We start from the raw sequence: 18079 nt of genomic DNA on the forward strand, positions 1-18079 counted from the left end.
TTCCCTGCGCGATGGTCGGACGGCTTATGCCGTGCTCTCCCGGGAGCCGAGTTCCTTCTGGCCTCCCTCACCCTCACGGAATTCACCGGCCCTGCGCCGGTTGGCGCAGACGCCGCCTCCGCAAGGGCTTGACCGTAGCAACGACGGCCAGGACCACACGGTTTTGCCGTACGCACGGTTCGTTGGCGCCACAGGGTTCGGCGGCGTTGTGCACGTTGCCACCGGAATATGACGCGACGAACCTGACAGCGCCGCTCGTCCGCGCGATGCCTCAGGGCTCACGGAGAGCAATCCGCCCTGCCCTTGGCTTTCGCGCACGACGCTGCTGCGTCCACCGCAAGCCCGGCTCTGCGACCACACGACAACATGACCGCCCCTCAAGGGTGAGCCGGGATGGGCGACACATACGCCAATTCCGAATTTCGGTAAAGTGGAATATTTTTCCGAATCTGGGTTGACAGAGGGCGACACATGCGAATGCGGTAGCCCACGGATCGCTGCACAAAAAAACACCCGGCGGTTTCCCGCCGGGTGCTCATTCAGCCGTTGCGAAGATATTACCAGTTGCGCTGGGCGCGGAGCAGCAGGGTGATGCTGTCCTGGTCCTTCAGCTGGTACAGGGCGGCCGGCTTGGCCGTCGTACCGGCACCGGCGTAACCGACGGTTCCAGAGTACTTCTGGTCGAGGCGGGTCCAGTTCAGGTCGCCCGAGAACGTCAGGTTCTTGACCGGGGTCCAGCGGGTGATGAGGCCGACCTGGCCGATGGCGAAGTCAGGGTTACAACTCGTGACACCGGCGAGACCGCCGAACACGCCGCCTGCACCGCCAGCGCCGCAAAGAGCGGTCTTGGCGAGCGAGCCGTACTGCGCCTGAGCGTAGGCACCGTACAGCGCGGTGTTCCAGTAGGGATCCCAGTTGTGGGTGTAAGCACCGCGGAAGCCCCAGGTCTTGACCGTCTCCTGCTGGCTGCCCGTGATGAACACGGTGTCCGGAGCATAGGCGAAGCCGACGCTCTGGTAGGCAACGCCCGAGTTGCCGAACATCGAGTAGGAGCTGCCCGCCAGGTTCTGGAAGTTGTAGCGGGTCGCACCGTCGGTGTAGACGCCCGAAATGTTGATCACGTCACCCGCACCGGTCGGGATGTTCTTGATCGACAGAGCGAGCTGAACCGCCCAGCCCCACTTGTCGTCGGGGTGGCCAGTCGGCTCGGTCGCGCCGTAGTAAGCGACGTGGTTGTCATGCGCAGCGACCGACGCCTGGAACATACCCCAGGCCTGGTCGACACGGACCATACCGACGAGGTTCGGCGAGCGCGAACCGCCGATGGCGTTGGTGCCATACGTACCACCGATCATGCCGCCTGCGGTCGCGCCGGTCAGGTTGACGTTGCCGGCCTGATAGTAGGCCGTCGCGTCTTCCGCCGAGAACGACGCCGTGATGCCCTGACCGAAGTCAGCGGTGTAGGTGAACTGGTTGACACCAGTGACCGTGCCGGAGCCGCCGACGAGGCTGTCGATGTTGTTGCCGGGATAGTTGGTCCAGGGCGCGTCGAACTGCGACACGGCCTTACCCATGGTGAAGCCGGCGAACTGGATGAACGCGTAGTACACGCCGAGCGAACCGGCCGAGGTGTTGCCGTCGGTGCCGTTGACCGACGAACCGACGAGCGCCGGCGTCGCGCCGGAGGTGTTGAGGCCGAGGTTGCCGGTATAGACCGTGCCACCCGTCGCAGAGCCGGAGCCCTGATAGCCGCCGGTGGTCCAGGTGAACACGCCGTCGAAGAAGGTACGGACGACGCCGTATTCGGTCGCGGTGCGCGTGTCGATGTTGAGATCCTGACGAGCGCGCATGTTGTAGTAGTTGCTCAGGCGGTTGTGCGCACCGGCCGGAGAGCCGTTCGAGATGCCGTAGTTGCTGTTGGTGTTGAACGCGACTTCAGCGCGCAGATAACCACCCAGCTTGATGCAGGTGTCGGTGCCCGGGATGTAATAGAAGCCGGCTCCGTACAGCGAGCAGATCTTCACGTATTCGACCGCCTTGGCCTTCACGGGGAGATCGGCAGCGAACGCCCCGGAGGCGGCCATCAGGCCGGCAGCCGAGCCGAGCAAAAGCGTCTTCGTTAACTTCATTAGGTAAACCTCCAGGTCGATTCAGGGGGCTCGGCTCCTCGGAGGACACCGCTTCACCCTCATATTTCCGTTCAATTCAGATCCGCACTGAAGGTCCGGTCTGAAACGACAGCGAGGTGCCCCCCCTCCGTCGTGCTTCACGTATAGTTTATAAAAACAACCGCCTCAATTTATTGATTTGGTGAACTGAAAGTTCGGCGACAGATGTTGCTCGCGAGCAACAGAGCAGCGGGAATTCCACCTAACACGTTGAATAAAAAGTAAAAAGCCCTCAGGGGGCATCCCGAGGGCTTTCTTGGAGGTCTCACATCGCTGTCCATCGACGGGGTCAAGAGCAGCAAGGAATGAGTGTACGGAGACGTAATTGAATTAATTGATTTCTGCAAGCATCAAATCGTCGGACCATTTCAACAATGTCGCGCCTTTGGCCCTTGTCGGAGCGCGACATAGGAGACGTCCCCGCGATATCCCGATAGAACATTGATCCAAGAACAAGAAAAAGAAGGATCAACGTCATTACGGGGGGCAACGCGGCATGATCGAGAAGAAGCTCGACAAAACGATCAGGGAATTCATCTGGAACATCGTCGAAATCCACGCGCAGCTGGACGACATTCACACCAGCTGGGCCGGACTGTTGGGCATTACCCAGCCGCAATGGCTGATCTTGATGGCGATCACCGAGCTGGACGAAGGGCGAGGCGTTGCCGGCATCGAGATCGCGAACAAGTTGCGGGTCCACCCGGCCTTCGTGACCAACCAGACCAAGATCCTGGAAAAGGGCGGCTTTCTATCGCGGCAGCCGGCAACGGACGATGCCCGCTTCATTCTGATGTCGCTGACCGCGAAGGCGACGGCGGAAATCGAGAAACTGTCCAAGAGAAAGCTCGCCTTGAACTCGACCATGTTCAACGAGCTCGACGAGAAGACCTTGAGTGAACTGAATGCCGCGCTCGCAACCATTGCCAGGAACGCCCGGCTGGCGGCACGATTGCTGGCTATCGACGCCTCGTGATCGGCCTTCATGGCTCGCGACATCCACTCCAGCTCTTCACGACGAGGCCAAAGCGCGCACCGCCATGGCCTGACCGCGCTACAGGTATGTCACGGGTTCATGCTGACGGGCAGTCCCGAGCTTGCTGTCGAGCCAATCGAGCACGAAGTTGTCGACGGCGATGAAATTCTCGACCTCGCCGAGCGGGTGCGGCACGTTGTTGGGCACGACGACCGAGCAATCCGCTCCACTCTCCCGATAGCCGGCTTGCAGGTCGAGAGCATCCTGCTCCCAGATCATGGAGCGAGTCCCGACGACCATGAGCAGCGGGCACGGAAGCCGGCGCGATGGCAGCAACGAACCCGCCGAGGCTCCGTCAGGGACGGCCGGTCCGAAACTGGTCATCCGCCGCAGCGCTCTCCGCATGACCGGCGTCGAGACACCGCCGTCGCACACCGCCGCCGCGATCCTGCGATCCGAGAGGGCGAGACGCGACGCGTGGGAGGCGCCCGCCCCTTCACCATAGATCGCGATCCGCTGCGAATCGACATCGGGGCGAGCTTCCAGATAGTCCAACCAGCACTGAAGCCTGTGCTCCGGCTTGAAGGAGCGATGAACAGTCGAATTGCCGGCATTGACGAGCAGCAGCGACATGCTCCCGCAGAGCGAGGCCGGCAACAGCCTGCTCATCATCGAGCCCAGGGTGATGTCCCCGTCGCTGACGCAGATCACCGCCGGCGCGGTAGGTCCGCGACGGAGCGCCGGCAGGAAGAAGCCGGCCAGCACCCCTTGATCGAAGAAATCGATCTTGACGCGCTCAATCGCCAGACCAGCCTCGGCCTCGAAGCCTCTCAGGCCGATACCGACCTCGTCTGCGAGATCGGCACTTTCGACATCCCCCGGACAGGACAGAGTCCTGACGACTTCGAGGGCCGTCAACGAGCAGAGCCACGCTTCCCGCGCAATCTCGGCGGACCCAACGTCGCGCGCGCTCTCGGCCAATGTGCGGTAGTCGTCTGCGAGTCTCAGCCAGTCCGAAATCCACAGACGCCGGTGCGTCTCACGCACGAGCTCGGCGACGGACAGGCTTTCGAAAAATTGTGACGCGCGATCCCGCAAGCGGGCCAGATTTTGCCCGGCACCGTCGCATGCGCCGCAAGGCCAATGATCCCCTTCCATCTCAGCCCCCGAGCGACGCCGTCAACAATTGCCCGGACTTGTGTCCAGACCGGCGAATTTCGCGTTCTGCACAGCGCCCTGCGCAACTGCTCGATGCCATCGCAGGCGCACCGTTTCATCTAGGCGTCGCGCGGCGGGGGCACTGCGCGAGACGGCCGGCATCCCAAACGAGCCAACTTGGGCACCAAGTCGAGGCCGGCTCAACTCAATCGTCACGTCCCAGCTCCATCGCTGTTGCACAAGTCATTCGCCGCGCACACTTGCGATGCGGGCCTCGTCGTTTCTCGTTGCGATCGGCGATGAAGACAACTTAACCGCCGATAGAACAGACATGCCTGTCTGTGCCGTCATTGTGAAACCACGATATGGTGAGCGATGCGGCGGTTTGCCGCTTCATCGAAGCCAACCGGCGACATGACAGGACGATGACAGCGAGCCGGCCAACTTGCTGATCTTCTGCACGCGACGTGCGACGACGTATGATCGCACTTCACAGAGCGCCCGAACGGACGGGACATCCGAGAGATCGGATTCGGTGAAGTCAATTCGGTGACGCCTGCGGGATTGAGCAAGCGGACCGGGCGGCATGCGTCGAAGCCGCGAGCGCCTTGACCCGTCGCGCGACAAACGAGCGTCCGTGGCCAGATCGCGCGAGGCAGGCCGGCGTTCGCGCCAGCGGACGGAATGGTCGTCGAATTGCGCACCCCTCCATCCGGACGACCCAGACTCCGGTGCGGCCTTGTATGCATTATCCCAGTTGCCATCCCCGCGGACTTCGCTTTACATGCTGGCAACTCGCCCGCGGATGACGGCCGGGGCTCAAAAATCACACACATTCTCAAGGGGACGGAGCATGGCGCGCAACATATTGATTCTCGGGGCTTCTTACGGCTCACTGCTGGGCACGAAGCTGCTGATGGCGGGTCATAACGTGACCCTGGTCTGCCGCGCCAAGACGGCCGCGCTGATCAACCGCGACGGTACCGAGGTGCGCATCAAACTGCGCGACGAGGCGGTGCACCGGGCAATCTTCTCGCGCAATCTGCCCGGCAAGCTCGATGCGGTGACGCCGGCCGATGTCGACCTCTCCCGCTACGATCTGGTCGGCCTTGCGATGCAGGAGCCGCAGTACACCAACCACACGGTGCGCGTTCTCATGGTCAAGATCGCCGCGGCGAAGCTGCCGTGCCTGTCGATCATGAACATGCCGCCGCTGCCCTATCTGAAGCGGATTCCGGCGCTCGCGGACATGGATCTCGAGGAGGCCTACACCAATGCGCAGGTGTGGGAGCGGTTCGAGCCGGGTCTGGTGACGCTCTGCTCGCCCGACCCGCAGGCGTTCCGTCCTCCGGAAGAAGCCGCGAACGTGCTTCATGTCGGCCTGCCCACCAACTTCAAGGCGTCGGTGTTCGCCGACGAGAAGCACAACAAGGTGCTGCGCGAATTGGAGGCCGACATCGACGCGGTGACGCTCGACGGCCTCGACGTGCCGGTGAAGCTGAAAGTGTTCGATTCGCTGTTCGTGCCGTTGGCGAAATGGTCGATGCTGCTGACCGGCAACTACCGCTGCATCACGCCCAACGAGCCGCAATCGATTCGCGACGCCGTGCATGGCGATCTCGAGCGCTCGCAGACGATCTACGACCATGTCGACGCGATCGCCCGCAAGCTCGGAGCCGATCCGCAGGACCAGGTGCCGTTCGCAAAATATGCCAAGGCCGCGGAAAGCCTGCTCAAGCCGTCATCTGCCGCGCGCGCGGTCGCGAGCGGCGCACCCTTCATCGAGCGCGTCGATCTCCTGGTGAAGCTGATCTCGCATCAGCTCGGCGCGCCCAACCCCGAGATCGACCGCACGGTCGAGACCGTGGATCTGAAGCTGAACGAGAAGATCGTGCAGGGCGGATCCGGCGCGCAGTAGCGCGCTGTTCCGGCGGACGCCGGTCTCACGCGCCCAGGAACGATTGAACCCAGATCAGGCCGGTCACCGCGACCAGCGTGACTGCGCCGGTGCGCGTGATGAGGTCGGGATGTCCGAGGCGGCGGGCGCCGCGGCCGAGCGTTGCGCCAAACGTCACCCACGCAATGCCCGCCGTGACGATCAAGAGCGCGATCACGGCAAGCCGGGGCACCAGCTCGAACGGCCCCGCCTGGAGCGGCAGGAGCAGGAAGGCGAACACCAGCGCCTTGGGGTTCAAGAGCGTGGTGAGCAGCACGTGATTGAAGGTCACCGGTGCGCTACCCCGCAGTTCACGCGACCGGAACCGCCAGAGCATGACGGCCAGGCACAGGATGTAGACCGTCACCGCCACGCGAAGCACCATGGCCGCGAGCGGGATGTCGCTGACGATCGGACCGAGCGCGAGCCGCAGCAGCGTGATCGTCAGCAGATAGCCGGCGAGCTCGGCCGCGAGCAGATGCAGCGAGCGCGCGATGCCGCCCCCCGCCCCCGATGTCGCGAGCAAGGTGTTGGTCGGCCCCGGCAATGCCAGCAGGAAGCAGGTCGCGGTGAAGAAGGTCAGAAAACTCATCGGCCCAGCTAACAGGTTGCGGGCTCACGGACCTTGATCTGAATCATTCTCCGCCGCGAATGGGGATCCCTCATCTGCACCGTCGCTTGCTTCCAGGCGCGGCGCTGTTCGCGGTGTGGCGCAAACCCAACGACCATCATCGCCCCTGGTCGCGCGACGGATCGCCTTCGTGCTCATGCGTGGCCGGCCGATATCACGACTGCGTGAGACGATCGCAGGGCGCACGTCACATCCCGGCATCCGGCGAGCAAAGCAAACCGCTTCCACACGAAATCGGCGCCCTCGACGTGTACGCCCTCTGTTCGCGCAAACGTTGCATGCGCGCAGCACGGGCTCGGCTTCTTGCCCAGCTGCAAGAGAAATGAGCAACATATCTTTTCAAGTCAGGTGTCTATGACCTGTTTGCCGGTCTGTTTTTCCGGCTGGAATCGCAATGCACGGCTGAAACCGAGAAGAACAACAACAATGGATCAGGCGATGCTGACCGTCGTCCGCGCCGTGGAGGCGGGCGCGACGACGTTGAAGGGCGTGATCGACGCCACCGGACTGTCCCGTCTCAAGATCGAACGTGCGTTGAATCTGCTGGAGAAGCAGAAGCTGCTGGTCCGCAACGGCCAGGGCTTTCGCGCGACCGGCCTGCCGAAGGCGGTGCGGCCCGCTCGGCAGTGCGGCTCATGCAACGCCTGCTGCGATATTCTGGAGGTGGCCGCCGTCGACAAGCCGGTGAACCAGCTCTGCAAGCATTGGCAGACCGGTACGGGCTGCACCATCTACGATCGCCGCCCGCAGATGTGCCGCTCGTTCGTCTGTGCCTGGTTGCAGGGCCATCTCGACGAGTCCTGGTTTCCCGCGCAAGCGGGCCTCGTGGTGCATTTCAGCCAGGACGCCGTGAACGTCACCGTCGACGACGAATGCCCCGATCGCTGGCGCGAGGAGCCCTATTTCAGCAAGCTCGTCGAATGGTCGCTGAACGGCATCCGGCGGATCGGCAACCGCGGCTATGCGACCCTGGTCGTCGCCGGCGCGGACCGGTTCCTGCTGCTCGGACGCACCGTCGTTCCGGAGCCGACGCTGTTCGGAACTGCGTTCCTGCCGCTCACTAGCGATACATTCCGGTTCTGGCGGGCGACGTCGCCGGAGCATCTGCAGCGGTTGCACGAGCGCATTGCCGAGATCGAACGCATCAGGCAGGAATTCGGCTCCTGCGCCATCCCCGAGAACGAAGACGACGATCCGCACGCGCCGTATCGGCCCGCACTTCTACGGTTGTCGCATCACGCCTGAACTCTGCCGTGGGCAACGCAGCCTGATTCGCGCCCTGGCGCTCGACGCGCGCCGGCCGGGTTGATAAGCCGCTGTCCGCGAATGACGGGGACTTGAGTCGGGACATGACGGTTGCGATCGAGATGGGGCAGACCACGGCGGGCGCCGCGGCGGCCATGGACCTCGAGGAACTGCTGGCGACCCGTCTCCTGGTGCAGGGCAATTCGGGCTCCGGCAAGTCGCATCTGTTGCGGCGGCTGCTGGAACAGAGCGCGCCCTGGGTGCAGCAGGCCATCATCGATCCCGAAGGCGATTTCGTCACGCTGGCGGAGCGCTTCGGCCATCTCGTGATCGAGGCCGAGGATCACACCGAACGCGGCCTTCAGGTCGCCGGCGAGCGCGCGCGGCTGCATCGCGTCTCCACCGTGCTCAATCTCGAAGGCCTCGACGCCGAGAACCAGATGCGCCGTGCGGCCGCATTCCTCGGCGGCATGTTCGATGTCGACCGCGACCATTGGTACCCGATGCTCGTGGTCGTCGACGAGGCGCAGCTGTTCGCGCCGGCGGTGGCGGGCGAAGTCTCGGACGAAGCGCGCAAACTGTCGCTCGGCGCGATGACCAATCTGATGTGCCGCGGCCGCAAGCGCGGCCTCGCCGGCATCATCGCGACGCAGCGCCTGGCAAAACTCGCCAAGAACGTCGCGGCGGAAGCCTCCAACTTCCTGATGGGCCGGACCTTCCTCGACATCGACATGGCGCGCGCCGCCGACCTGCTGGGCATGGAGCGGCGGCAGGCCGAAGCGTTTCGCGATCTCGAGCGCGGACAGTTCATGGCGCTGGGGCCTGCGCTGTCGCGCCGTCCGCTGCGTTTGAACATCGGCCCGACCGATACGAGCCCGCGCAATTCGACGCCGCGGCTGATGCCGCTGCCGGAAGCGACGCTGGAAGATGTCCGCGCCGTGATCCTGGCGGCGCCGCCGCCCGATGCCAGCCGGCCGCAGCGGCGGCCCGCGCCGGATCTGCTCGAGCAGCTCCGGGCGGCGAAGGCCGCCGCGATCCCGGAGATCCAGCCCGAAATCGTGGAGGCGCCGGTCAGCGCCGAGGAGCTCGCGCAGCGGCGCGAGCGCGTCGATCGCACGCTGCGCGCCGTGCTGGCCGAGCCCGACGCCGGCTTCCGCGCCATCGGCGTGCTCTATCAGGAGTTCGTGGTTCGCTGCCGCATCGAGGGGCTTGGCGCGGCGGTGCCCGATCTCAACGAATTCCGCCGCATGCTGACGCATGCGCGGGCCGGGCTCGGCACGGATCTCGCCGAGGACGACGCCTGGCAGGACGTCTCGCTGCGCGCCTCGATCCTGCCCGACGACATGCAGGGCGTGTTCATGATGCTCGCGCGCGCGGCCAGGGAAGGCTGGCCTTGCCCCGGCGACGCCGCGATCGCCCGCGCCTACGGCTCGCATTCGCTGCGCCGCGCGCAGCGGCTGCTCGGCTATATGGAGGAGCAGGGCCTGATCGTCGTCCAGGTCGACGGCGGCGGCCGCCGGATCGTGACGCTGGTGGAGCTGGCCTGGGCGACGGCGCCGGGCGATCCCAATGGCGACGATGTGCCGGCGGAGCCCGCGCGGAGCGCGGCGGCGCTCTGATCCGCCGATTTAGAATCGTCTCAGGCCGCCTCGAAGCCGCGGGCTGCATCTGGCGCACGGCGCGCCCCATCCGCAAACATGCGGCGATAGAGCAGGACCGAGACGAGCCAGGCCACCGCAAACAGCGCGACCACGACGAAGCCGACATTCGCCAGCGATTCGTTGAGCCCTTCCACCACCGCCCAGAAGCCGCCGGACAAGCCGAGGCGTTCCGCGATCAGGCCGAGCGCCTCGACGCCGCCGATGAACAGCGCCACCGCGACGGAGGCGCCCGTGATCGTGAGATTGTACCAGAGCTTGCGCAGGGGATCGACGAAGGCCCAGCGATAGGCGCTGACCATCAGCGCGGAATCGGCGGTATCGACCAGCGCCATACCGGCTGCGAATAGCGCCGGAAAAACCAACACGTCGACAAGCGAAGCGCCGCGCGCGGCTTCGCCGGCGGAGATGCTGAGCAGGCCGATCTCGGTCGCGGTGTCGAAGCCGAGCCCGAACAGGAAGCCGAGCGGATACATGTGCCAGGGCTTCGTCACCAGGCGGAACATCGGGCCGAGCAGCCGCGCCAGGAACCCGCGCTTGGCGAGCAGCGCATCGAGGCCGGCGGCGTCGTGAATGCCCTGCTCGCGCGCCATGCGGAACGTCCGCCACAGGCCGGCGAAGATGGCGAGATTGATGGCCGCGATCAGCAGCAGGAACAGCGCCGAGACCGAGGTGCCGATCAGGCCGCCAATCTGCTCGAGCAGGCTGTCGCCGCCGAGGCTGACGACGCCGAGCGCCAGCAGCATGGTCGCGACCACGACGACGGTGGAATGGCCGAGCGCGAAATAGAGCCCGACGCTGCGCGGCGCGCCGCCCGCCTGCATCAGCTTGCGCACGACATTGTCGATGGCGGCGATGTGATCGGCATCGACGGCATGCCGGAGGCCGAACACCCAGGCCAGCAGCGCGGTCGCCATCACCGTGGGACGGTCGCCGAACGCCGTGAAGGCCCAGGCCCATGCGGCGACATTGGCGGCGACGAGCCCGCCGAACAGCAACACCACGCCGGGCTCGACCGCCCGCAAAGACCATCTCGTCACGATATCATTCCGTCCGCTGCACGCCCCGTCGCCACCGGTATGATATTTTCACAGGATGGTCATACTGACCAGTGCCGACTTTGGCCTGCCGAACGCCTATGCGAGTTTGCGGGAGGTCGTCATGCCCGGGCTTGTCCCGGGCATCCACGTTCTTCGTGCCGCAGGGCAAGCCGTGGATGGCCGGGTCAAGCCCGGTCATGACGTTGTGGGGGCATTTAGGACTACGCCGCCTCGGAACCGCCGAGATAGGCGTCGCGGATGCGGGGATCGTCCTTCAGTGTCCGCGCCGGGCCTGACAGCACGATCTTGCCGGTCTGAAGCACATAGGCTTCATGCGCGATCTCCAGCGCGAGGCTGGCGTTCTGCTCGACCATGAACACCGAGACGCCCTCCTGGTTGATGGTGCGGATCAGCTCCAGCACGCGATCGACATAAAGCGGCGACAGGCCCATGGTCGGCTCGTCCATCACGATCATGCGCGGCCGGCTCATCAGCGCGCGCGCCATCGCCACCATCTGCTGCTCGCCGCCGGAGAGCGAGCCGGCGCGCTGCGACAGGCGCTGGCCGAGCTTTGGGAACAGCGTGAGCATCCTGTCGAGATCCTGCGCCACCGCCTCGCGGTCGTTGCGCACGAAGGCGCCCATCAGGATGTTCTCGCGGACGCTCATGTCCGCGAACAGCCGTCGCGCCTCCGGCACCGAGGCGATGCCGCGGCGGACGATCTGCGGCGTGGAGAGGCCCAGCAACGAAGCACCATCGAACGTCACGTCGCCGGAGCGCGGCTTTACCAGACCCAGAATGATCTTCATCGTCGTCGACTTGCCGCTGGCATTGCCGCCGAGCAGACAGACGATATGGCCGCGCGCGACCGATATCGAGAGGTCGAAATGCACCTGGGCCTGGCCGTAGAAGGTATTGACGTTCGACAGCGCCAGCAGCGGTTCGGCGGAAGCGTTGGTCATGCCGCGCTCTCCTGCTTCGTCGCGAGGCCATGACCGAGATAGGCCTCGATCACCTTGGGATCGCTCCGCACCTGTTCGCCCGGCCCTTCCGCGATCTTCTTGCCCTCGTCCATGACGATGACGCGGTCGGACAGGCGCATCACCATTTCCAGCTTGTGCTCGATCAGGAGGATGGTCAGCCCTTCCGCCTTCAATTCGGCGACCAGCGCCTGCATCTCCGCGGTCTCGGTCGGGTTCATGCCGGCGGTCGGCTCGTCGAGCAGCAAGAGGCGCGGCTTCAGCGCGAGCGCACGCGCGATCTCGACGCGGCGGCGGTTGGCGTAGGACAGGCTGTAGGCGGGCTGGTCAATCCGCGACAGCAGCCGCTCGCCGAAGCGAGCGAGAATGGCCTTCATCTCTTCGCGCAGCCGCTCCTCCTCCGCCTTGACGCTGGCAGGACGCAGCAACGCCAATCCGAGCTCCAGCAGCGGGCCGATCACGGGCACGGCCGGCTTCACGGCACGCAGCCGCGTATGCGCGCCGATCAGGACGTTGTCCATGACGCTGAGATTGCCGAAGACGCGGCCGAGCTGGAAGGTGCGCGCGATGCCTTCGGTCGCAATCCGTTCCGGCGATAGACCCGTCACGTCCTGGCCTTCGAAGCTCACAGTACCGGCGTCGGGCCGGTCGAGGCCGGTCACGAGATTGAACAGCGTGGTCTTGCCCGCGCCGTTTGGACCGATGATGCTGACGAGCTCACCTTTGGCGAGGTCGAGATCGATGGCGTCGACCGCGGTGAGACCGCCGAAGCGGCGGGTCAGCCCGCGCAGGGACAGCATGGAGTTGGGCCGCTCCGCCATCAGACCGTCCCCAGCAGGCCCTGCGGCCTGAACCGCACCAGCAGCAGCAGCACGATGCCGTAGATCAGGATGCGGTACTCCGCCGCGATCCGAAAGACTTCGGGCAGGCCGACCAGCGCGACCGATCCGAGGATCGCGCCGACGACGTTGCCGAGGCCGCCGAGGATCACGACCGTCAGCGCCAGGATGGATTGCTGCGTATTGAAGGTCTCGTGGTTGATGTAGGAATAAAGATGCGCGGCGATGCCGCCGCTGATTCCGGCGGCGAACCCGCCGAAGATGAAGGCGAGCGATTTATAGCGGTTGAGGCCGAGGCCATAGGCGCGCGCGGCGATGTCGTCGTCGCGGATGGCGCGAAAGCTGCGGCCGAGATGCGAGGTCAGCAGGCGCCCCTGGAGCAGCGCGAGCACGACCATCACCGCGAGGCTGAACCAGTAGATCGACGTCGGGCCGATCAGATCGTAGCCGAACAGCGACAGCGGCGGGATGCCGGAGATGCCGATCGGCCCGCGCGTCACGCTTTCCCAGTTCAGGATCACCAGCGCCACGATCTCGCCGATGGCGAGCGTTGCGATCGAGACGTAATGCCCGCGCAGGCGGAACGACGGCGAGATCAGGAGCGTGCCGAGCGCGGCACTCATCAGGCCGCCGCCGATGACCGCGAGCCCCACGGGAACGGCCAATGTCAGCGACAGCAACGCGGAGGTGTAGGCGCCGATCGCGAGCAATGCGGCATGGCCGAGTGACACCTGCCCCATCGTGCCCGCCACCAAAGTCAGACTCAGCGCAAGCATGCCGAGCAGCCAGGCGTTGATCAGGGTCTGGAGCACGTAGAAGGACACCGGGAACAGCGGCAGGATCGCGAAGCCGGCAACCGCGACCAATAGCGCCCAGCGCGGAATGTGCACCGGGCGGCTCGGCGCGATGAACGTGCCGGTGAGCGGCTCGGGCGGCGCCTGCCGCGCGCTGACGAACAGGCCGTTCGGCCGCAGCACGAGCACCACGACGAGCAGCAGGAACGCGAACAGATTGCGATAGCTGGTGCCGAGCATGGCCACGCCGTAGCTCTCGACCAATCCCAGCAGCAGACTGCCGATGACCGCGCCCGGCACGTTGCCCGCGCCGCCGACGACTTCCGCGACGACGCCCTTGAGCGTCGCCTGAAGGCTCATCGCGGTGTCGATCTGGTTATAGTACATGCCGACCAGCAGGCCGGAGACGCCGCCGAGCGCCGCCGCAATGCCGAACACGGCTTGATTGACGCGATTGACGTCGACGCCCATCTGCATGGCGGCGTCACGATCCTGCGCGGTGGCACGCACGGCCCAGCCGAGCTTGGTGTAGCGCAGGAACACGAACAGCAGCAGCGCGCTGGTGAGGCCGACGCCGGCGATGAGCAGGTCGAGTGGTCCGATCGTCCCGCCACCGACCTGGAAGCGGATATCGGGCAACTGGCTCGGCAGCGCGCGCGGATTGGGCGAGAAGGTCAGCATCACCAGCTGGTCGAGCACGAAGCTGATGCCGATGGTCGCGAGCAACGGCGCGATGCGCACGGAGTTCTGCAGCGGCCGCAGGCCAAAGCGCTCGATGATTAGGCCGACCACGGCGGCGGCCACGGCGACCACGATGATGGTGAGCGGCAGCGGCGTGTGCAGCTGCACCACCGCGACCCAGCCGATATAGGCGCCGACGAGGTAGATCGAGCCTTGCGCGAAGTTGATCAGCCGGCTGACGCCGAAGATCAGCGCGAGCCCGACCGCAACGAGCGCGTAGACATTGCCGACGATCAGCCCGTTGATGGTGTAGTCGAGCCAGGAGGACACGCAGAATTCCTAATCAACGAGAAACCGGCTGGAGCGATCGCTTCGGCCATCACATCAGGTCGGCTTGCCGTCCCAGAGTGCGAACTGGCCCTTGCGCACGACGAGCTCGGCATTCATGGCGCCCTTGACGCGACGGCTCTCGACGTCGAACGTCGCCTGGCCGAAGATGACGCTGGAAACGTCCTTCACCTTGGCGAAGGCGTCGCGGATGGCGCGGCGGTCGGTGCCGCCGATCTTCAGCACGGCAGCCGCCATGTTCATCGCGTCGTAGGAATAGGCGTTGAAGGCGTCGGGCTCCTGCCCGCCATACTTCGCCTTGAAGCCGGCAATGAACTTCTTCACCTCGGGCCGCGGGTCTTCCGGGAAATAGCGCGTGCCGAGATGCACGTTCTCGACCGCCTCTCCGCCGAGCTCCAGGAATTTTGGCGAATAGACTGAGCTTGCGGCGCACATGGTCTGCTTCAGGCCGACCTGGCGCGCCTGACGCGCGATCAGCGCGCCGTCGGAATAATAGGAGATCAGGATCAGACCGTCGGGATTGGCATCGCGTACACGCACCAGCGTGGAGCGGAAGTCGCGCTCCTCCGCGATATAGCCCTCGGTCACCGCGATCTCGGCGCCATATTCCTTGGCCGCCTTGACGAAATAGTCGCGGCTGGTGCGGCCCCAATCGGTGTTGAGATGCAGCACCGCGAGCTTCTTCAGGCCGAGCCGCTTCACGGCATAGGACGCCAGCAGCGGCTGCTCGTCGGCCTGGCTCACCGACGTGCTCCACATGAAGTCGCCGCCCTTGGTGAAATCAGGGTGCGAATTGGTGAAGCCGAACTGCACGAGGCCGCCGCGCTGATAGATCGGCGAGGCTGCCATCGAGGCGGGGCTGGAGAAATCGCCGAGCTCCATGACGATGCGGGGATCGGACACGAATTTCTGCGCGATCGCCACCGACTGGCGCGGGTCGCTCTGGCTGTCCTCGAACTGGTAGGCGAGCTTGCGGCCGTTGATGCCGCCGGCAGCCTGGATCTCGTCGAGTGCGAGATCAAAGCCCTGCTTCCATTGCGTGCCATATTGCGCATTCGGTCCGGTCAGGGGTCCGCTGACGCCGAGCAGGATCGGCTCGGAGGATTGCGCGAAGGCGGCGCGCGAGAAAGCCGCGCCCGCCATCATCGTGGCGAGGGAGCCTTTGACCAGGGACCGACGATCGATGTTGCTCATTTCCCGCTCCATCCACTCAGTGTTGATAAGATCAGCAATTCTTGTGCCGATCGGATTGCTCATTTCGAAGGCTCGCCGAGCGACAGCATCAGCCGGTTCGCCCAGTTGAAGAATGAAGCACCGTTGATGACGTCGACGATCTCGGCGTCGTCGAGCCCGGCCTGGCGCAGCTCCTCGACATTGTCAGGGCCAAACGCGATCGGCGTTGCAGCCAACGCCACCGAGGCCTTGACGATTGCACTCCAGCGCTCGCCGAGATCGGCACCGACGCCTTCATCGAGCAGCCGCTGCACGTCGTCGCGGCGCTTGGAATAGGTGCTGGCAAAGCGCGCATGCACCGAGGCGCAATAGATGCAGCCATTGTAGCGCGAGGTCGCCGCCGCCGCGAGCTCACGCTCCGCGCGCGGCAGGCCGTCGGCGACGTTGTAGAAGATGTCCTTGTCGGTCTTGGTACGGGCTTCCAGGACCTCGGGGTCACGCACCAGCAGGCGGAAATACTCCGACTTGGCGCGGGCCCGATCGACGAAGCCGGCGAAATGCCGTTCGGTCAGCTCGGCCTCGGGCAACGGATCGATCCACGACACCCAGCCGAGTTCGTCCTGGGTGAAAGCGACGGGCGGATTGACGGGAGCGCTCATCTTGCAGCCTCTTTTTGTGCGTTCGCTGCGGCGAGCGTGCGCAAGCCGCTGACGACGCGCAACTGGAACGACAGAAACGCAATCAGCTGGGACAAGGTGACGATCCCGGTGGTCGACCAGCCGGCGGCCAGCAGCGCCTTCATGTCTGCGGAAGCGGCATCGCGCGGACGAAACACCAGGAGATGCGCATGCTCGAACGCCGCAACGAGCCGGGCGCCGAGCTCGGGCTTGCGCTCCGCGCTGACGCGATAGATCAAACCGGCCTTGTTCTCGATCGACAACGGGCCGGCCGGAAAGGCGCCGTAGGGGCCGGAGGTCCGACCGCGCTGAATCTCGACCTGGATCGCCTCGACGAGCGCCGCGCCATCCGTAGTCGCGGCAAGCTTCTCCCGATAGAAGGACGCGACGGGCGACTCGCCATGCAGTCCGGTCACGAAGGTCGCGATCGCGAAGCGCTCTGCAAGCGCGAATTCGTTCGCATCGACCGGCTCGAACAAAGCGAGATAGCTCTTCTGCGCGTTCTCGCGCGCCTGAAGGCGGCGGGCGCGGATGGCATCAGGAGCCGATCCCGGCTCGATCCCGGCGAGCGTGTCGATGATATCCCTGGTGCTCATCCTTCAGCCTCGTGCAACGCGATCCCGTTCATTGCGGCTATTTGTTTGCGCATGATCTTTTCGGAAAACCGCTGCGCACTTTTCCGGATCATGCTTTAGCCCGCCAACGCCACGCCAGGTGCGGTCCGGGTCCATCCCAGCGCCGGCGCGACCTTGTCGGCGACCAGCTCGATCGAACGCAAAATATAGGGGTGCGGCGCGTCGACCGAATGTGCCTGGAACACCAGATCGGTCACCCGCTCGAGCGTAGCGTCGGCGCGGAGCGAGGCGATGACCGCGTCCGCCGCGCCGACATGGGTATCGAATGCCGTGATCATCTCCTCCAGCGTGTCGCCCGGAGGGAGATGGCCGCCCTTCATGAACTGCGGCAGCGCACGCCGCAACCCGATGTCCGCGAGCCGCATCGCTTCGGCATGGTCGTCGGCGACGAAAACGCTGCGCGAAGCCATGATGCGGGGCTCGCATCCCACAGGAAGCGCCGCGAGATAGGCGTCGATGATCGGGTTCTGGATCTCGGCGAGTGTCGCGCGCGGCGCATCCTTGCTCCGCGGCTGCGTGCGCGACAACAACAGGCCATCGCCCGCCTTGCCGGCGCGAGCACCACCGGCGACGGAGAATGTCGCCTGCCAGATGCGCCTGTCCAATTCCGGCCGTTGCGGATAGAGCGTGTCGCCACCGTCGAGAGCCTTGCCGACCAGCGCGGCACGGACCACTTCCAGGTTGCGGGCAAAGATCTCGTTGCGCTGGGCGCTGTCGAGGCCGAAGGCGGCGAAGGCCGACGGGTTGCCGCCGGTGCCGACGCCGAGCTCGAAGCGGCCGTTGCAGAGCAGGTCGAGCACCGCGGCGTCCTCCGCCACCCGCACCGCATTTTCCAGCGGCAGCGTGACGATGCCGGTGCCGAGGCGGATGCGCGAGGTCTGCGCGGCGACGTAACCGAGGAAGGCGAAGGGCGACGGCAGGCCACCTTCGCGCTCGTGGAAATGATGCTGCGCGATCCAGGCGGAATCGAGCCCGGCCTTCTCCGCGCGCACGATCTGCTCGGCGGCGAACCGGTAGCGCTCGGCCGGCGAAGCCTCGTCCAGCAGGCGCGTGAAGAAGCCCAGTCGTTTCAGGTTTGCAAAGCGTTTCATACGACCCCTGTCGGCCGAGGAAGGGCCCCGATGATGTCGGTTGCCGCAG

The 18079-nt window shown here is 65.2% G+C and carries 15 protein-coding genes; 4 read left to right on the forward strand and 11 right to left on the reverse strand.

Features of this window, described 5'->3' with window-relative positions; all coding sequences use genetic code 11:
• Nucleotides 1-557: 557 nt before the first annotated feature.
• Entirely contained in the window at nucleotides 558-2129 is a 1572-nt protein-coding gene (locus RCO31_RS28395; RefSeq protein WP_231088631.1) for a porin, read from the reverse strand.
• Between the two features lie 535 nt (nucleotides 2130-2664).
• Between RCO31_RS28395 and RCO31_RS28400 the strand changes: the two genes are divergently transcribed.
• Nucleotides 2665-3144, forward strand: a complete 480-nt coding sequence (locus tag RCO31_RS28400) for a MarR family winged helix-turn-helix transcriptional regulator (protein ID WP_008560426.1) — start codon at nucleotides 2665-2667, stop codon at nucleotides 3142-3144.
• Between the two features lie 78 nt (nucleotides 3145-3222).
• Here the strand turns inward: RCO31_RS28400 and RCO31_RS28405 are convergent, their stop codons facing one another.
• Entirely contained in the window at nucleotides 3223-4302 is a 1080-nt protein-coding gene (locus RCO31_RS28405) for an alpha/beta hydrolase (protein ID WP_145641541.1), read from the reverse strand.
• Nucleotides 4303-5155: 853 nt separating this feature from the next.
• On the opposite strand from RCO31_RS28405, the gene RCO31_RS28410 reads away from it, so the two are divergent.
• Nucleotides 5156-6220, forward strand: coding sequence for a ketopantoate reductase family protein (locus RCO31_RS28410; RefSeq protein WP_145641543.1), 1065 nt, complete (start codon nucleotides 5156-5158; stop codon nucleotides 6218-6220).
• Nucleotides 6221-6245: 25 nt separating this feature from the next.
• On the opposite strand, the gene RCO31_RS28415 is transcribed toward RCO31_RS28410, so the two are convergent.
• Nucleotides 6246-6830: a LysE family translocator gene (locus RCO31_RS28415; protein ID WP_145641545.1), complete on the reverse strand. Its 585-nt coding sequence runs from the start codon at nucleotides 6828-6830 to the stop codon at nucleotides 6246-6248.
• 465 nt (nucleotides 6831-7295) lie between these two features.
• Here RCO31_RS28415 and RCO31_RS28420 point away from each other — a divergent pair, with 465 nt between their 5' ends.
• Together RCO31_RS28420 and RCO31_RS28425 are read left to right on the forward strand one after the other, a co-directional pair.
• The gene (locus RCO31_RS28420) at nucleotides 7296-8114 is read left to right on the forward strand and encodes a YkgJ family cysteine cluster protein (protein ID WP_145641547.1); all 819 of its coding nucleotides are present in this window, start codon (nucleotides 7296-7298) and stop codon (nucleotides 8112-8114) included.
• A 104-nt stretch (nucleotides 8115-8218) separates the two neighbouring features.
• Nucleotides 8219-9733, forward strand: coding sequence for an ATP-binding protein (locus RCO31_RS28425; protein WP_145641549.1), 1515 nt, complete (start codon nucleotides 8219-8221; stop codon nucleotides 9731-9733).
• Between the two features lie 20 nt (nucleotides 9734-9753).
• On the opposite strand, the gene RCO31_RS28430 is transcribed toward RCO31_RS28425, so the two are convergent.
• The 8 genes from RCO31_RS28430 to RCO31_RS28465 all read right to left on the reverse strand — a co-directional run bounded on the left by RCO31_RS28430 (nucleotide 9754) and on the right by RCO31_RS28465 (nucleotide 18030).
• Nucleotides 9754-10812, reverse strand: a complete 1059-nt coding sequence (locus tag RCO31_RS28430; RefSeq protein WP_231088630.1) for a HoxN/HupN/NixA family nickel/cobalt transporter — start codon at nucleotides 10810-10812, stop codon at nucleotides 9754-9756.
• A gap of 221 nt (nucleotides 10813-11033) precedes the next feature.
• Nucleotides 11034-11774, reverse strand: a complete 741-nt coding sequence (locus RCO31_RS28435; protein WP_145641550.1) for an ABC transporter ATP-binding protein — start codon at nucleotides 11772-11774, stop codon at nucleotides 11034-11036.
• On the reverse strand, nucleotides 11771-12613 hold the full coding sequence (locus RCO31_RS28440) for an ABC transporter ATP-binding protein (protein WP_167520744.1): 843 nt from the start codon (nucleotides 12611-12613) through the stop codon (nucleotides 11771-11773). Before RCO31_RS28440 ends, RCO31_RS28435 begins: the two co-directional genes overlap by 4 nt.
• A complete protein-coding gene (locus RCO31_RS28445) occupies nucleotides 12613-14436 on the reverse strand; it encodes an ABC transporter permease (protein ID WP_145641554.1) in 1824 nt (607 codons plus the stop codon). Before RCO31_RS28445 ends, RCO31_RS28440 begins: the two co-directional genes overlap by 1 nt.
• A 54-nt stretch (nucleotides 14437-14490) precedes the next feature.
• Entirely contained in the window at nucleotides 14491-15648 is a 1158-nt protein-coding gene (locus RCO31_RS28450; protein ID WP_145641556.1) for an ABC transporter substrate-binding protein, read from the reverse strand.
• Nucleotides 15649-15707: 59 nt separating this feature from the next.
• Nucleotides 15708-16286, reverse strand: coding sequence for an alkylhydroperoxidase domain protein (locus tag RCO31_RS28455; RefSeq protein ID WP_145641558.1), 579 nt, complete (start codon nucleotides 16284-16286; stop codon nucleotides 15708-15710).
• Nucleotides 16283-16900, reverse strand: a complete 618-nt coding sequence (locus RCO31_RS28460) for a CMD domain protein (protein ID WP_145641560.1) — start codon at nucleotides 16898-16900, stop codon at nucleotides 16283-16285. Before RCO31_RS28460 ends, RCO31_RS28455 begins: the two co-directional genes overlap by 4 nt.
• A 95-nt stretch (nucleotides 16901-16995) precedes the next feature.
• Nucleotides 16996-18030, reverse strand: coding sequence for a putative FMN-dependent luciferase-like monooxygenase (locus RCO31_RS28465; RefSeq protein WP_145641562.1), 1035 nt, complete (start codon nucleotides 18028-18030; stop codon nucleotides 16996-16998).
• Nucleotides 18031-18079 lie beyond the last annotated feature (49 nt).

The organism is Bradyrhizobium sp. LHD-71 (assembly GCF_031157255.1).
Classification (GTDB): Bacteria; Pseudomonadota; Alphaproteobacteria; order Rhizobiales; family Xanthobacteraceae; genus P52-10.

What these genes read in the sequence shown, in the direction of transcription:
- RCO31_RS28395 (WP_231088631.1), bottom strand. Translation starts at nt 2,129, where the DNA reads ATGAAGTTAACGAAGACGCTTTTGCTCGGCTCGGCTGCCGGCCTGATG.
- RCO31_RS28400 (WP_008560426.1), top strand. Translation starts at nt 2,665, where the DNA reads ATGATCGAGAAGAAGCTCGACAAAACGATCAGGGAATTCATCTGGAAC.
- RCO31_RS28405 (WP_145641541.1), bottom strand. Translation starts at nt 4,302, where the DNA reads ATGGAAGGGGATCATTGGCCTTGCGGCGCATGCGACGGTGCCGGGCAA.
- RCO31_RS28410 (WP_145641543.1), top strand. Translation starts at nt 5,156, where the DNA reads ATGGCGCGCAACATATTGATTCTCGGGGCTTCTTACGGCTCACTGCTG.
- RCO31_RS28415 (WP_145641545.1), bottom strand. Translation starts at nt 6,830, where the DNA reads ATGAGTTTTCTGACCTTCTTCACCGCGACCTGCTTCCTGCTGGCATTG.
- RCO31_RS28420 (WP_145641547.1), top strand. Translation starts at nt 7,296, where the DNA reads ATGGATCAGGCGATGCTGACCGTCGTCCGCGCCGTGGAGGCGGGCGCG.
- RCO31_RS28425 (WP_145641549.1), top strand. Translation starts at nt 8,219, where the DNA reads ATGACGGTTGCGATCGAGATGGGGCAGACCACGGCGGGCGCCGCGGCG.
- RCO31_RS28435 (WP_145641550.1), bottom strand. Translation starts at nt 11,774, where the DNA reads ATGACCAACGCTTCCGCCGAACCGCTGCTGGCGCTGTCGAACGTCAAT.
- RCO31_RS28440 (WP_167520744.1), bottom strand. Translation starts at nt 12,613, where the DNA reads ATGGCGGAGCGGCCCAACTCCATGCTGTCCCTGCGCGGGCTGACCCGC.
- RCO31_RS28450 (WP_145641556.1), bottom strand. Translation starts at nt 15,648, where the DNA reads ATGAGCAACATCGATCGTCGGTCCCTGGTCAAAGGCTCCCTCGCCACG.
- RCO31_RS28455 (WP_145641558.1), bottom strand. Translation starts at nt 16,286, where the DNA reads ATGAGCGCTCCCGTCAATCCGCCCGTCGCTTTCACCCAGGACGAACTC.
- RCO31_RS28460 (WP_145641560.1), bottom strand. Translation starts at nt 16,900, where the DNA reads ATGAGCACCAGGGATATCATCGACACGCTCGCCGGGATCGAGCCGGGA.
- RCO31_RS28465 (WP_145641562.1), bottom strand. Translation starts at nt 18,030, where the DNA reads ATGAAACGCTTTGCAAACCTGAAACGACTGGGCTTCTTCACGCGCCTG.